This window comes from Zavarzinia compransoris (assembly GCF_003173055.1).
Taxonomy (GTDB): Bacteria; Pseudomonadota; Alphaproteobacteria; order Zavarziniales; family Zavarziniaceae; genus Zavarzinia; species Zavarzinia compransoris.
Genome location: NZ_QGLF01000001.1, coordinates 1,045,383 through 1,060,173, shown reverse-complemented (window position 1 = coordinate 1,060,173; position 14,791 = coordinate 1,045,383). Strand labels below are relative to the sequence as shown.

Sequence of the window (14,791 nt, the reverse complement as noted above, 5' to 3'; positions counted from 1 at the left end):
ACCGTGCTGTCGCTGGCCAAGATCCTGGACGACCGTCCCCGCCTGACCCTGGCCGAAGTGCCGGACGGGGTGGATGCGCTCGTCATCGCCGAAATGGCGAAGACGGTCGATGTCCTTCATCTCGCCCGCGACGAGTCGCGCCTGCCGGCCCTGGTCGCCGCGCTCGGGTTCTTCGCCCCCGCGCTCGAAGTGCTGGTGCTGCCGGCCTGGGATTGCCTGCCCTATGACCGGGTGTCGCCGGGGACGGAAATCACCGCCCGGCGCATGGAAGTGCTGAGCCGGCTGGCGGCGCCGAAACAGGCGGCGGGCGGGCGCGTGGTGCTGGCCTCGGTCGAGGCGGCCTTGCAGCGCCTGCCGCCCCGGGCCGCCATCGCGGCCGAGACCCTGCGCGCCCGCGCCGGCGACGACATGCCGATCGCCGGGCTCACCGCCTATCTGGCGCGGGCGGGCTATGCCAAGGTCGGCACGGCGGGCGAGGCGGGCGAATATGCGGTCCGTGGCGGCATCGTCGATATCCTGCCGCCGGGGGCGGAGGAGGGGTATCGCCTGGATTTCTTCGGCGACACGGTGGAAACCATCCGCCGCTACGATCCAGAGTCCCAGCGCACGACCCGGAATGCCGACGAGATCGCCCTGGTCCCGGCCAGCGAAGTGCCTTTCGACGCGGAAGCGATCCGCCGTTTCCGCCAGGCCTATGTCGAATTGTTCGGCGCGGTGACGGACGAGGATCCGCTCTATGAGGCGGTGTCCGCCGGGCGGCGCCATGCCGGGGTCGAGCATTGGCTGGCGCTGTTCTACGAGCGGATGGATTCGGTCCTGGACTATTGCCCGGGGGCCGTGGTCACTCTCGATCCGCATTTCGAGGCGGCGGTGGATGCCCGTCTCGGCCTCGTCGCCGATTACCACGCGGCCCGCATCGCCGCGCGCGAGCAGAAGACCGTGGTGGTGCAGGGCACGGTCTACAAGCCGCCGCCGCCCGGGCTCCTGTACCTGACCGGTTCCACCCTGGAGGGGGCGCTGGCGCGGCGCCGGGTGCGCGTGTTCGAACCCTTCGCCTCGCCCAAGGCGGCCCTCAGCGTCGGCGGCCGGCCGGGGCGGGATTTCGCGCCGGAACGGGCCCAGGGCGGCAGTCCCTATCAGGCCCTGGCCGGGCATCTGGCTGCCGTGGTCGGCGCCGGCAAGCGGCCGGTGGTGGCCGCCACCTCGATCGGCTCGCGCGACCGGCTGCATACGGTGCTGCGCGATCACGGCATTGCGCCGATCGCCGCCGTCGACAGCCCGAAGGAGATCGCCGCCCTGCCGCGCAATTGCGTCGGCCTTGCGGTCATCGCCATCGACAATGGCTTCGAGGACGGCGAGATGGCCGTCGTCACCGAGCAGGACCTGCTGGGCGACCGCCTGATCCGCGCTGCCAAGCGGGCGCGCAAGGCCGACAATTTCCTGACCGACGCCTCGACCCTGGCGGTCGGCGATCTCGTCGTCCATGTCGATCACGGCATCGGCCGCTTCGAGGGCTTGAAGACCATCGAGGTTTCGGGCGCCCCGCACGACTGCCTGCACCTGACCTATGACGGCGGCGACAAGCTGTTCCTGCCGGTCGAGAATATCGAACTGCTCACCCGCTACGGCTCGGGCGACAGCGAGGCCGCGCTCGACAAGCTGGGCGGCGGCGCCTGGCAGGCGCGGAAGGCGAAGCTGAAGCGCCGCATCCGCGAGATCGCCACCCACCTGATCGATATCGCGGCCAAGCGCGCCCTGAAGACGGCGAGCCTGCTTCACGTCTCCGACGGGCTCTACCAGGAATTCTGCACCCGCTTCCCTTACGAGGAAACCGAGGACCAGTTGAAGGCGATCGCCGACGTCATGGCCGACATGACCTCCGGCAAGCCCATGGACCGGCTGGTCTGCGGCGACGTCGGCTTCGGCAAGACCGAGGTCGCCTTGCGGGCCGCCTTCATCGGGGCGCTGTCGGGCAAGCAGGTGGCGGTGGTGGCGCCGACCACGCTGCTGTGCCGCCAGCATGTCGCGACCTTCCAGAAGCGTTTCGCCGGTCTCCCTGTGCGGATCGAGCAATTGTCCCGCCTCGTCACCGCCAAGGAAGCGGCGGAGACGCGGAAGGGCCTCGTCGGCGGCGATGTCGACATCATCATCGGCACCCATGCCCTGCTGGGCAAGACGGTCGCCTTCAAGGACCTGGGCCTTCTCATCATCGACGAGGAGCAGCATTTCGGCGTCAATCACAAGGAACGCCTGAAGCAATTGCGCGCCGACGTCCATGTCCTGACCCTGACCGCGACGCCGATACCGCGTACCCTGCAACTGGCCATGTCGGGCGTGCGCGAACTGTCGATCATCGCCACGCCGCCGGTGGATCGCCTGGCGGTGCGCACCTTCGTCATGCCCTTCGACCCGGTGGTGATCCGCGAAGCCCTGCTGCGCGAGCATTTCCGCGGCGGGCAGAGCTTCTATGTCGTGCCCCGCATCGCCGATCTCGACGATGCCGCCGATTTCCTGCACGAGCATGTGCCGGAGGTGAAATTCGTCAAGGCCCACGGCCAGATGCCGGCGGGCGAGTTGGACGATGTGATGAACGCCTTCTACGACGGCAAGTTCGACGTCCTGCTGGCGACCACCATCGTCGAATCCGGCCTCGACATTCCGACCGCGAATACCCTCGTGGTGCATCGGGCGGATATGTTCGGCCTTGCCCAGCTGTACCAGATCCGGGGCCGCATCGGCCGTTCCAAGAACCGCGCCTTCGCCTATCTGACCACGGCGCCGCGGATGAAACTCTCGGCGACCGCCGAACGCCGCCTCGACGTGCTGCAATCGCTGGAAGAGTTGGGCGCCGGCTTCACGCTGGCCAGCCACGATCTCGACATCCGCGGCGCCGGCAACCTCCTGGGCGAGGAACAATCCGGTCACATCCGCGAAGTCGGCTTCGAGCTGTACCAGGACATGCTGGAGGAAGCGATCGCCAACGCCCGCCTTGCCGGCGGCGCGGACGACGAGGCGGACAGCACCGAATGGTCGCCGCAGATCAATATCGGCGCCCCGGTCCTGATCCCGGAAGGTTACGTCGCCGACCTCGACCTGCGCATGACCCTGTACCGCCGCATCTCGCGCCTGGAAAGCCGGGCGGAGATCGATGGCCTCGCCGCCGAGATGATCGACCGCTTCGGCCCCCTGCCGGACGAGGTGAAGAACCTTCTCACCATCGTCGAGATGAAGGCGCTGGCGAAACGCGCCGGCGTCGAGAAGCTGGACGCCGGCCCCAAGGGCGGCACGGTCACCTTCCGCAATCACACCTTCGCCAATCCCGCCGGCCTGGTGCAGTGGCTGTCGAAATCGGCCGGCACGATCAAGCTCCGCCCCGACCAGAAACTGGTCTGGTTGCAGGACTGGAACGATGTGGACAAGCGCCTGAAGGGCGCCTTCCACCTCGTGCTGCGCCTCGCCGAGATCGCCGACGCCGCGCCCGACCCCCAGGCGGCCAAAAAACTCCCGCCGCCCCCGCCGCCGGCCCCGAAGCCGGTGATCAAGGCCCCGCCGCCGAAATTCGGGCGGCGCTGATCGGCGGGGCATGGTGGCCCCGTTCACAACCGGGGCGCTTGTCCCGTGCTAGAGCAAGTGGGTGCTGCTTGGCCGGGAGATGCATATGGCGGAAAATGGACGGCAATTGCCCCATCTGCGGCAGGCGTTGGTCGATGAGACCGGCGGGCCCATCGCCCGGGGGAAGATGAAGGCCGCTTTCAAGCCGGGATCGGCCGAGTCGTTTTCCTGGCTTCAAACCGGCTTTCTCCGTCTGGCCAGAAGGGGCGGCGCTCTTCGGCCATGGTCGGGGGAGCGCCTCGCCAACGGCTTCATGGCGGCTGGGACCAGGGTAGGGGGACCCGCTCTCTCCCTGCCCGCGGCCCTGCGGGAAACCTTGAAAGAGGCTTTCCGGTCGGGGGTGACGGCGCCCGTGGTCCTGACATGGCAGGGGGTACACCGTGCCCTTTGGTTCAGGGACACGGCGACGGGGAAGATGGTCGAGTTGAGCTTGACCCGCTGGCAGATGGCGATACGCGAGGATGACGGCGATCTAGCCGTCCAGATCGCGGCCGAGGACGACGTGGGCGGTCTTGCCGTGACCGCGGATTTCATCCTGGATGCGATCACCCGTGTGGCCTGTTTCGGCGCCCTTGTGGAGACGTTGATTCAACCCTTCGTCTATCGCGAGACGCCGGCCTTTTGCACGACGCTCGATGGTCTCTTGCTCGAAAACGCCATGCTCGGCATGGTCGACCGTGCCTATGGCGTGGGCCGGGAGGGCTGGGTCAGCGTTGGGGAAAGCCGTTGGGACCCCGTGCTGGTGATCACCCCGGTGGTCCTGCCCGGGGGGCGCAACGACCTGGGCTTTGTCAGCAGTTTCGAGAATCATATCTGGCCAAGGCTTTGGGTGCACGGCCTGTCGATGGCGGCCATCGCCGGCTATCTGTCGTACGGCTGGTCGTTCCATCAGGTGTGGAGCGGCCGCCCCGGGGTGAAGCTCGAAGAGCGGGAATATAAGTACGGTGTCAGCGAGCTTGCGGAGGCCCTGACCCTGGACGGCAACCTGAGCAAGGCCGGGCTCAGCCTGACATTTACCGTCGAGACCAAGGTGGGCAGCCACTGGCGGCCGAAAGGCGGTCCCCTGGTGCGGGATTGCCTGCTGCCCTGGGAATTGCTGATCCTGCGCTTTCCCGAATTTACCAGCCATCTTCCCCATTTCCGCAAGCAGGGGGAAGCCGGGGCATCGTGAGGACGATGCCCCGCAAGGCGTTACGCCTCGCCGAAGACGCGCTTGAAGATCGTGTCGACGTGCTTGGTGTGATAGTCGAGGTTGAACAGGCTCTCCAACTCGGCATCGGAAAGTGCCGACGTCACCTTCGGGTCCGCCTTCAGGAAATCGAGGAAGGCGCCTTCGCCGCGCCAGACCTTCATGGCGTTTTCCTGGACGATGCGATAGCTGTCCTCGCGCGAGACGCCCTTCTGGGTCAGGGCCAGCAGCACGCGCTGGGAATGGACCACGCCGCCGAGACGGTCCAGGTTCCGCTGCATGTTTTCCGGATAGATGACCAGGCCGTCCATCATCGAGGTCAGGCGGGCCAGGGCGAAATCCAGGTGCACGGTGGCGTCCGGGCCGATGCCGCGCTCGACCGAGGAATGCGAGATGTCGCGCTCGTGCCACAGCGCCACATTCTCGAAGGCGGGCACGGCGGCCGAACGCACCAGCCGGGCAAGGCCGGTCAGGTTTTCGGACAGCACCGGGTTCCGCTTGTGCGGCATGGCGGAGGAACCCTTCTGGCCCTTGGTGAAGGCTTCCTCGGCTTCCAGCACTTCGGTGCGCTGAAGGTGGCGGACCTCGACGGCAAGGCGCTCGATCGAGGAGGCGACCACGGCCAGCGCCGCGAAGAAGGCGGCATGGCGGTCGCGCGGGATGACCTGGGTCGAGACCGGCTCGATGGCAAGGCCCATCTTGGCCGCGACATACTCCTCGACGCTCGGATCGACATTGGCGAACGTGCCGACCGCGCCGGAAATGGCGCAGGTGGCGATTTCCTTGCGCGCGGCGACCAGACGCTCGCGGCCGCGGGTGAATTCGGCATAGGCCTGGGCCATCTTCAGGCCGAAGGTGACGGGCTCGGCATGGATGCCGTGGCTGCGGCCGATGCAGACCGTATATTTGTGCTCGAGGGCCCGGCGCTTGAGGACGACGAGCAGGGCATCGACATCCTCGATCAGGATGTCGGCGGCACGCGCAAGCTGGACCGCGAGGCAGGTGTCCAGCACGTCGGACGAGGTCATGCCCTGGTGCATGAAGCGGGCTTCCGGCCCCACATGCTCGGCGACCGAGGTCAGGAAGGCGATGACGTCGTGCTTCACCTCGCGCTCGATCTCGTCGATGCGCTCGACGTCGAAGGCGCCGCGCTCCCAGATCGCCTTGGCCGCATCCGCCGGCACGATGCCGAGGCCGACCATGGCATCGGCGGCATGGGCCTCGATTTCGAACCAGATGCGGAAACGCGCCTCCGGGGTCCAGAGATCGGCCATTTTTGCGCGGGTATAGCGGGGGATCATGGGCACTGCCTGACGTCGAATGAGATGCGCCCGTGAATAGGGGAGGCGGGCCTTGCTATCAAGCCCGAATCCGGCAATCCCATGTTGCGGTGCGGCATGGCCGGTTGCTAGAGTTCGGCCATGGTGACGTTGCGTACCCCCGACCCCCTGCTCGATCGGATCGAGACTCTCTTCGATCGGCAGAATTTCGCCGCCCTCCTGGGCATGCGCCTTGCCCTGGTGGAACCGGGGCGGGTGATCATCGAGATGCCGCCCGACAGGAAGCTGACCCAGCAGCACGGCGCGCTGCATGCGGGGGCGACGACGTCGCTTGCCGATACGGCGGCGGGCTTCGCCGCGCTGACCATGATGCCGGAAGGGGCCGACGTCATGTCGGTCGAATTCAAGATCAACCTGATGGCGCCGGGCAAGGGCAGCCATTTCCGGGCCGATGCCCGCGTGCTGCGCGCAGGCCGCACCATCACCACGGTGGAAGCCCGCGCCCAGGCGAGGGGCGACGACGGCACCTGGGCCGATTACGCCACCTTCCTCGGCACGATGATCTGTCTCAGGCCGAGGACGGCCTGACGTTCAGCGGCGGTGGCCGAAGCCCCGCGATTTCACCGGGGCCTCGGCCTTGCGGCCCGTGGCCTGCATGGCGATCAGGGTCAGCACGCCCATGAGGCCGATGGCCGCCACCTGTTCCAGCAGCACCAGCAGGCTTGCGCCCTCGTTCCAACCCGTCGGCAGATCCAACATCTTCGCCTCCTTGCGGCAACCGTTGCGCCATTAGGCGGAAAGGCGGCCCTGGCTGCATTGACCTGCATCACAAATCGGTGCGCCGGGCCCCATGTTCAAGGGATGCGCTCACCGGGCCAGGAAATAGCGCCCGCCGTCGCCCCGCAACTGGCCGTGGATGGCCATGACTTCCAGAAGTTCCGCGACCCTTTCGCGCCGCTTGCGCCCGCCGGTAAAGGCGGCGGCCAGGGCATCGGCGGAAACCGGGCCGGCGTGGCGATGGAGGGTGTCATGCACCAGCCGCACCTGTTCGGCGAGGCCGGCGGGCCAGGCGGGCAGACCGCGGGCGGCCAGCGGCAGGCCGATGTCCGCATCCAGCTGTTCCGGCCGCGCGCCGGCGGCGAAGCGCGGCACCTGGAACGACGGCCGCAGCCAGCGGACCTGCCCGCGCCGTTCCTCGCCCTGGCGGGCAAGGTTCAACTCCACCAGCCGGCGAAGAATATCCTCGGCCGCGAGATCCGCCGGCCAGCCATAGGCGGCGGCCGTCGCGCGGTCGATGTCGTCATGCAGTTTCCGCAGGATCGAGACATGGGCCGCCTCGTGCAGCGTCCGCTCCTTTTCATCGAGGGGCGGGGCATCGGGATTGCGGCCCAAGTCGCGCAGCCGTTCGAGCGCATTGTAAAGCCCGGTCATGGTCAGGCCCGGGACCTCGGCCAGCCGCGCCTTGCGGAAGGCATCCAACCGTTCCCCCTGGTCCCGCAGGCGCACCCGGTCGGCGGCGGATAGTTCGGGGAAGGGGAAGGGATCGAAGCAGCGGGTCTTGTTGTAACGCGGGTCATTGCCCACCCCCAGCCGCCCGCCCGCCGCCAGGGCCCAGGTCACATGAATATGGGAGGAGAGAACCGCCAGCGTGCTGGCCTCGGCATCGCCGATGCAGACGAGCATATTGTCGGGAAGAACCTGCTCGTCCAGCAGGGTGAACACCCGGTGCTTTGTGGTTTCAACCGTGGCGATGTAACGGGAGAGGTGTGAAAATGCGGCCCGCAGGTCAGGCCTTGGCTTTCCGAACAGCCACCATTTGTCGGCATAGGCGGCGCTGTCCTTTGAACTCTCGCGCTTCGCCTCCCGCTCGTGTTTGACCTGTTCCAGCACCCACTGATAGACGGCGGGAAACCGCTCCTGCACCTCACCGGCCGAAAGGCCGAAGAGGTCGATCACCAGGGCGCCGCGTGGCTTGGCCGTCAGGTCTCTGCCGTTGCGATAGGGCCGGATGTGGCGTTCGAGGCCGGGGATCGTGCCGAGGCCGAGTTTGGCCGCTTCCGCCGCGGTGACGATGAAGCCGGCGCCGTGAAGTTTCACGCCCGGGCTGCACAGGCCCATGTTCGCGCGAAGGGGCAGGGCGGCGGCAAGATCGGCGCCGAGGGTGAGATGGGCGCGGATCACGCCCTTCTGTTCCTGCAACGTGACGCTTGGCTGGTCGGTATCGAGATCGGCTTCGGCTGTCACGGTCAGCAGGCGGCCGGGGCTATGCTCCAGGGTGGCGACGGTCATGGCGATGCGGACGGCCGCCTTGTCGCTGCTTTTCAGCCAGGGGTGGTCGGCGATGGCGAAGAGCAGGGAAAGCGCTTGCCGGTCCGCCATGTGCCGTTCGATCACGCGGCGGGAAAAGGTCTGGGTGATCGAATTTGTGGTGATGAAGCCGAAGCGGCGGATGGCCCCCGCGCGTAGGAGGTCGGCCGCCTGATCCCAGAAATGCATGACGAAATCGGCCCCGCCCGGGATCTCCGGGCGGGCGGCCCAGCAGGCTTCGGCATAGCCGTCGCCCAGTTCGGCGCGCATGTCCTTGCCGCCGATGAAGGGCGGGTTGCCGATCACGAAGTCGGCGGCCGGCCAGGGGGCGGGGCGGGGATTGCGATAGGCGACCAGCGGCACGCGGGCGGTTTCATCCGGCACCGCCCGCCCGGTCAGGGCATCGCGGCGGTGGCTGCGGCCGTCCCAGCGGCTGCGCGGCCGGCCCGCGGCATCGAGCAGGGGATCGGCGCCGTCGTGGCGGATCACCGCATCCTCGCAGCGGATATTGTCGAAGGCATGCAGGATCGGTTCCTTGATGTCGGCCCGCCCGCCGGTGCGCACCTGCCACTTGATGTAACCGATCCAGAGCACGAGGTCGGCGATCTGCACCGCGCGCGGGTTGAGGTCGAGGCCGAGGAACTGATGCGGATCGACCGCCCGGTCCGACAGGTCGAGCAGGCCCTGGGCGTCGCCCAGGTGCTGGAGGTAATCCAGCACTTCCCCTTCCAGGCGCTTCATCAGTTCCATGGCGACATAGAGGAAATTGCCCGTGCCGCAGGCGGGATCCAGCACCCGGACGGCGCAGAGCCTTCGGTGGAAATCATGGACGGCGGCGATCGCCTCGGCCTGCCGGCCTTCGGTGACCAGGGTCTCCGCCTCGGTCTGGGTCGCCTGCCAGTCGCGGTTCAAGGGCTCCAGCAGGGTCGGGATCACCAGCCGTTCGACATAGGGGCGGGGCGTGTAATGCGCGCCCAGGCGATGCCTTTCGCCGGGATCGAGGGCGCGTTCCAGCAGGGTGCCGAAGATCGCCGGCTCAACTTCCTTCCAGTCGTGGCGGGCGGCCTCCAGGAGTTGGCGGATCTCCGCCTCGTCGAGGTCCAGGGCCCGGGGATCGCGGAACAGGCCGCCGTTGAAGCGCCGGACCAGCAGGCGCACGCTGGCGGCGAAACCGCCGGTATCCATCGTGTGCCAAAGGTCTTCGACCAGCGGGCGGAAGCTGGCCGGTGCCTTGGCCGTATCCGCCAGCAAGGTGGTGAAAGCCTGCCGCTCCAGCAGGCCGACATCCTCGGCGAACATGGTGAAGAGGCAGCGCATCAGGAATTCCGCCACCATGCCCGGGGCATGGCCGCGGGCTTCCAGCCGGCGCGCGACCGGGGCGAGGCCGGCCGCCACTTCCGCCGTCACCTCGGCCGAGCGGCGGGCGGGGTCGAGGTCGTGGGGTGCCGTCCACACCAGGGACAGGCGCCGGCGCACCTTCGGGTCATGCAACTGGTCGAGGGACAGGCGGAAATTCTGCCGGTCGGGGAATTGGGCGTAATTCTTGCCCTGGCCCGAGAAATCGGCGTAAAGCTCGATCACATGGCCGACATCGACCACCGCCAGGAAGGGCGGCCAGCCATGGTCGCCGGGCAGGGACTTGGCATAGCCCTCGGCCTGGCGGCGGGCGTTCAGCATGGCACTGTCCCAGCCGGCGCTGCCGCGCCAGGCCATGCCCCGGCGCAGCGGGCGGCCGGCCGGCGGCTGGACCTGGCGTTTCGCGCTTTGCTTGCCCTCCATGACGAAGCAGCCGCGCTTGTAGAGATCGATGAAGCCCGGCGTGCTGCTGCCGTCCTCGTGACAGGTGGTCACGGGCCGCTCGAAGACGAAATCGTTCAGCCCGTCGTCCGGGGTCGAAGGCTGCGGCCGGGGCAGGGCCAGCAGGTCGCAGATCTCCAGCACGAAGCCCTGGAAATTAGACCGTTCGCCGCCGCCGGACGGTGCCCAGCGGGCGATGAAGGCATCGATCCGCCGCGCCCCCTCCGCCGTGGAAAGATCGTCCATGGCCCCCCCCCAAAGTCGTCTTTGCAACCCTTGGGAAGTTTAAGACGATTCTACCACCAGGAGTCCATGCGCAAAATGCCCGCCGGAGGATTGCTTACAGCAATCCCAGGCTCTTGAACGAGGCATGGGCCTGGCGGCCGATCACCAGATGATCGTGCAGGTTGATGCCCACGGCTTTCAGCGCCTTGTCGAGGTCGCGGGTCATCTCGATGTCGGCGCGGCTGGGCGTCGGGTCGCCGGAGGGGTGGTTGTGCACGAGAATGACGGCGGAGGCGGCGAGGTCCAGGGCGCGCTTCACCACCTCGCGGATATAGAGCGGCGACTGGTCCACCGTGCCCTTGCCATGGGCCTCGTCGGCGATCAGGACGTTCTTGCGGTCGAGGAAGAGGACGCGGGTCTCCTCCCTTGCCTCGCGCGACAGGCGGGCGCGGCAATAGTCGAGCAGGGCGGACCAGGAGGCGATGACCGGCTTCTGCATGACGTCGGCGGCCAGCAGGCGCAGCGCCCCCTCGCGCACCGTCTTCAGGGCGATGGCGGCGACCTCGCCCATGCCGTCCCGGGTTTCGAGCTGGTCGAGAGGGGCGGCGATGACATTGGCGAAGGAACCGAAGCGGGCCAGCAGGTCCTTGGCCAGGGGCTTCACGTCCCGGCGCGGGATGGCCAGCGCCAGCAGAAGTTCCAGGATCTCGTAATCCGGCATGCCCTGGCCGCCGGTTTCGCGGAACCGGGCGCGCAGCCGCGCGCGATGGCCGTGGTAATGGGGCGCCGGCTCGGCCGCCGGCGCCTCTCCCGGCAGGTCGGGCTGGCGCTCAGGCGGCATAGGGCGGCTTGGTATAGCCGGCGGGAGACAGGGTGAAGATTTCGAGGCCGGTCTCGGTGACGCCCACCGAATGCTCGAACTGGGCCGACAGGGTGCGGTCGCGGGTGACCGCGGTCCAGCCGTCCGCCAGCATGCGCACGTCCGGCCGGCCGATGTTGATCATGGGCTCGACGGTGAAGAACATGCCGGCCTCGATCACCGGGCCGGTGCCGGGCTTGCCGTAGTGGAGCACGTTCGGCGCATCGTGGAACACCCGGCCGAGGCCGTGGCCGCAGAAGTCGCGGACGACGGACAGGTTGAACCCCTCGGCATATTTCTGGATCGCCGCGCCGATGTCGCCGAAGGTGGCGCCGGGGCGGACCACGTCCAGCCCGCGCATCAGGGCGTCATAGGTGACGTCGATCAGCCGGCGGGCGCGCAGCGGGACGTCGCCGACCGGATAGGTGCGGTTGGTATCGCCGTGCCAGCCGTCCAGGATCACGGTGACGTCGATGTTGAGAATATCGCCCTCGCGCATCGGCTTGTCCGCCGGGATGCCGTGGCAGATGACATGGTTCAGCGAGGTGCAGATCGAAGCCGGAAAGCCCCGGTAGTTATAGGGCGCCGGCCAGGCGCCGTGATCGAGGATGAAGGCCCGCGCCAGATCGTCCAGGTGCTGGGTGGTGACGCCGGGCCGGACCTCGGGGGTCAATATGTCCAGGCATTGGGCGGCCAGACGGCCGGCCGCGCGCATGCCGTCGAAATCCTCGGCGGTGTGTATCTTGATCTTGTCCGACCGGCGGTTGACATAGGCGTCCTCCTCTTCGGGGCGCGACGCCTGGGTTGTCCTGTTCATCGTTGATCCAGTGTTCGGAGAGTGGGCACAGGCTAGCGCGGTTTCCGGCAAAGTGGAAACCGCTTTGCTGGATCGCGGCCTCAATCGACCGGCAGGGCCCGGTCCAGGGTGATGCCGGCCGGATCGATCCGGCAGGCGTGGCACAGCACCTCGACCCCTCGGGCCCGGGCATCGCGGTAGGCGCGGTCATAGGCGGGGTCGATGTCGGCGGCGACGGCGAAACGGGTCGCATCGGTCCGCTGCACCAGATAGAGGAGCACGGCCCGCCGCCCGCCCGCGACCGCCTCTGCCAGTTCGTCCAGGTGCTTGGCGCCCCGGGCCGTGACGCTGTCGGGGAATTCGGCAAGGCCCGGCCGGCGCGACAGGGTGACGCTCTTCACCTCGACCAGGCAATCGGGCCCGCCCGCGGCCGCATCGGACAGAAGCAGGTCGATGCGGCTGTTGCGGCCATAGGGCACTTCGCGCCGCAGATCGCCATAGCCGGCCAGGGCGGGAATGCGGCCGGCGGCCACCGCCTCCGCCACCACCACATTGGCAAGGCCGGTGTCGATGCCGACCAGGGCGCCGCCGATCTCGACCAGGCGCCACGACCAGCGCAATTTCCGCTTCGGGTCGCGCGCGGGCGACAGGAAGACCCGGGCCCCCTCGGGCGCGAGGCCCAGCATGGAGCCCGGATTGGCGCAATGGGCGGTCACCGTCTCGCCGGTGTCGAGAACGACATCGGCCAGGAAACGCTTGTAGCGGCGGATCAGGCGCGCGGGGACCAGGGGGGCATCGAAATTCACAGGCGATGGCCGGCGCAGCAGGCGTCGAATTCGGCGGGATCATGGGCGCAGAAGATGGTGATCTCGCGCCCCCGCGCCAGTTTCAGCTGGCGCAGCCGTTCCTGGTTCTTCTTGCGCAGCGCGCCGATCGTATCCGTCGCCGCCTGGAACAGGACGAGGCCGGGCGGCGTCGCCACCTTCTCCGCCAGCGAGCCGTGATGGAAATAGGCATCGCCGGCGTGCAGGATCCAGCCCTCGGGCGTGCGCAGGGCGACGCCGCAATGGCCGGCGGTATGGCCGTGCAGGGGCACCAGCAGGATTTCCCCCTCGGGGAAGCCGAGAGCGCGGACGCCGGCAAAGCCGAACCAATCCTCGCCGCCGCCGTCGCCATGGGGCACCCAATCGGGGCCATGGGCCCATTGCGCCGGGATATAGCGGGCCTTGGCGGCCAGGGTCTTCCGCGCCTGGGCCGCCTCGTGCTCGCGCAGGTGCAGGTGCACCTTGGCCCTGGGGAAATCGCCAAGGCCGCCGGCATGATCGAGATCCATATGGGTCAGCACGATGTGGCGGACGTCGGCGGCGGCAAAGCCCAGCGCCTCGATCTGCGCCAGCGCGGTTTCCGCCCGGTCGAGGCGGGGCTGGGTCAGGGCGACGAAGCCGGCCCCGAGCCGGCGCGGCCGGGCGATGTCGCCGGTGCCGAGGCCGGTATCGACCAGCACCAGCCCGTCCGAGGTTTCGATCAGCAGGACATGGCAGACCATGCGCGCCCGCGCCAGCAGGCCGCCGCGCCCCGCGATCAGGCGCCCGCCCCAGGGGCACATGGTGGCGGCATTCAGGTGATGGACACGCATGATGATTCCCCCTCCGGCTTTGGTGACATTTTATCACGAAAGCCGGGGGCGCGCGTCAGCCCGCCTTCTTGCGCGCCTCCTGCCCGAAGGAGGAAAGGGCAAGGGCGGTCTCCGGCAGTTTCAGCGTGCCGCCCTCCAGCCGTTGCCGGAGGTAGGTGAAGCTCTGCGCCGTCTGGGCGAAGAGATGCTCGCCGGCGATCAGGCCGGGGCGGGCGGGATGATCGGCATCGACGAAGCGGGGCAGGGGCTCCACCTCTGTCCCATAGTCGACATTGAAGAACAGGGGGAAGGAATAGCGCTCCTCCTTCACCTTGCGCACCCGGTGGCTGGTGGCGACGAAGGCGCCGTTGGTCCAAAGCTCCATCATGTCGCCGATATTGACGACGAAGGCGCCGGGCATGGGCGGCACGTCGATCCAGACCCCGGCGCCGTTCATGACTTCGAGCCCCGGCGCGGTGACATGCAGCAGGGTGAAGCATTCGTAATCCGTATGGGCGCCGATGCCGGTGGCATCCTTCGCCTCCGGATTGAAGGGATAATGGACCAGGCGCAACTGGCTGGGCGGCTTGGTCACCAGGTGGTCCAGCCCGTCGGGCGCCTCGCCCATCGCCTCGGCGAAGCCTTGCAGCAGGCGCCGCCCGACCGCGAGCACGGCGTCGTAATAGGCGCCCACCCGTTCGCGGAAGCCCGGCAGAGCCGGCCATTGGTTGGGGCCGAGCATGGGATTGCCGGCCAGGTAATCCGGATCCGCCGCCGGCAGGTCGAGGGCGAGGTCGTAGGCTTCCTTCAGGTCCTTGCTGGCGCCGTAGAAGACTTCCTCGCCCACCGGCACGTAACCCCGGTGATTGCTGGACCTGCCGATATAGACCTGCATCTTCTCGTCGTGCGGGCGGGCGAAGAATTCGGTCGCCGCGGCCAGCAGCCCGTCGAACAATGCGGGCGCCATGCCGTGGCCGGTGACATAGAGGAAGCCGACATCGCGGGCGGCCACGCGCAGGGCCGCCGCCGTGCGCGCCCGGGCCTCGGGATCACGGCCGCCCAGCGCCGAAATATCGACCACCGGCAGGCTGGTGAAATTGCGTGCGGTCAT

Annotated in this window: 11 protein-coding genes; 3 read left to right on the top strand and 8 right to left on the bottom strand. The window is 68.2% G+C overall.

Annotated elements, in window-relative coordinates:
- Positions 1–3 precede the first annotated feature (3 nt).
- Together mfd and DKG75_RS05120 are read left to right on the top strand one after the other, a co-directional pair.
- Positions 4–3,573, top strand: a complete 3,570-nt coding sequence (gene mfd / locus DKG75_RS05125) for a transcription-repair coupling factor (protein ID WP_243746443.1) — start codon at positions 4–6, stop codon at positions 3,571–3,573.
- A gap of 85 nt (positions 3,574–3,658) precedes the next feature.
- Positions 3,659–4,783: a hypothetical protein gene (locus DKG75_RS05120; RefSeq protein ID WP_133636772.1), complete on the top strand. Its 1,125-nt coding sequence runs from the start codon at positions 3,659–3,661 to the stop codon at positions 4,781–4,783.
- A gap of 20 nt (positions 4,784–4,803) precedes the next feature.
- Here DKG75_RS05120 and purB read toward each other — a convergent pair whose 3' ends face one another.
- Complete coding sequence (gene purB / locus DKG75_RS05115; RefSeq protein WP_109919963.1) at positions 4,804–6,102, bottom strand: adenylosuccinate lyase; 1,299 nt, start codon at positions 6,100–6,102, stop codon at positions 4,804–4,806.
- 120 nt (positions 6,103–6,222) lie between these two features.
- Between purB and DKG75_RS05110 the strand changes: the two genes are divergently transcribed.
- Positions 6,223–6,669, top strand: a complete 447-nt coding sequence (locus DKG75_RS05110; protein WP_109919962.1) for a PaaI family thioesterase — start codon at positions 6,223–6,225, stop codon at positions 6,667–6,669.
- A gap of 3 nt (positions 6,670–6,672) precedes the next feature.
- Here DKG75_RS05110 and DKG75_RS22910 read toward each other — a convergent pair whose 3' ends face one another.
- The 7 genes from DKG75_RS22910 to DKG75_RS05080 form a co-directional block, all read right to left on the bottom strand.
- Complete coding sequence (locus DKG75_RS22910) at positions 6,673–6,840, bottom strand: hypothetical protein (protein ID WP_166646342.1); 168 nt, start codon at positions 6,838–6,840, stop codon at positions 6,673–6,675.
- Positions 6,841–6,948: 108 nt separating this feature from the next.
- Positions 6,949–10,431, bottom strand: a complete 3,483-nt coding sequence (locus tag DKG75_RS05105; protein ID WP_109919961.1) for a class I SAM-dependent DNA methyltransferase — start codon at positions 10,429–10,431, stop codon at positions 6,949–6,951.
- A gap of 94 nt (positions 10,432–10,525) precedes the next feature.
- Complete coding sequence (gene radC, locus DKG75_RS05100; protein ID WP_109919960.1) at positions 10,526–11,251, bottom strand: RadC family protein; 726 nt, start codon at positions 11,249–11,251, stop codon at positions 10,526–10,528.
- Positions 11,241–12,086, bottom strand: coding sequence for a type I methionyl aminopeptidase (gene map, locus DKG75_RS05095; RefSeq protein WP_109919959.1), 846 nt, complete (start codon positions 12,084–12,086; stop codon positions 11,241–11,243). Before map ends, radC begins: the two co-directional genes overlap by 11 nt.
- 80 nt (positions 12,087–12,166) lie before the next feature.
- The gene (gene sfsA, locus DKG75_RS05090; protein ID WP_109919958.1) at positions 12,167–12,871 is read right to left on the bottom strand and encodes a DNA/RNA nuclease SfsA; all 705 of its coding nucleotides are present in this window, start codon (positions 12,869–12,871) and stop codon (positions 12,167–12,169) included.
- Positions 12,868–13,701, bottom strand: a complete 834-nt coding sequence (locus DKG75_RS05085; protein WP_109919957.1) for an MBL fold metallo-hydrolase — start codon at positions 13,699–13,701, stop codon at positions 12,868–12,870. The genes sfsA and DKG75_RS05085 overlap by 4 nt, the downstream gene beginning before the upstream one ends.
- Positions 13,702–13,756: 55 nt before the next feature.
- Entirely contained in the window at positions 13,757–14,791 is a 1,035-nt protein-coding gene (locus tag DKG75_RS05080; RefSeq protein WP_109919956.1) for an isopenicillin N synthase family dioxygenase, read from the bottom strand.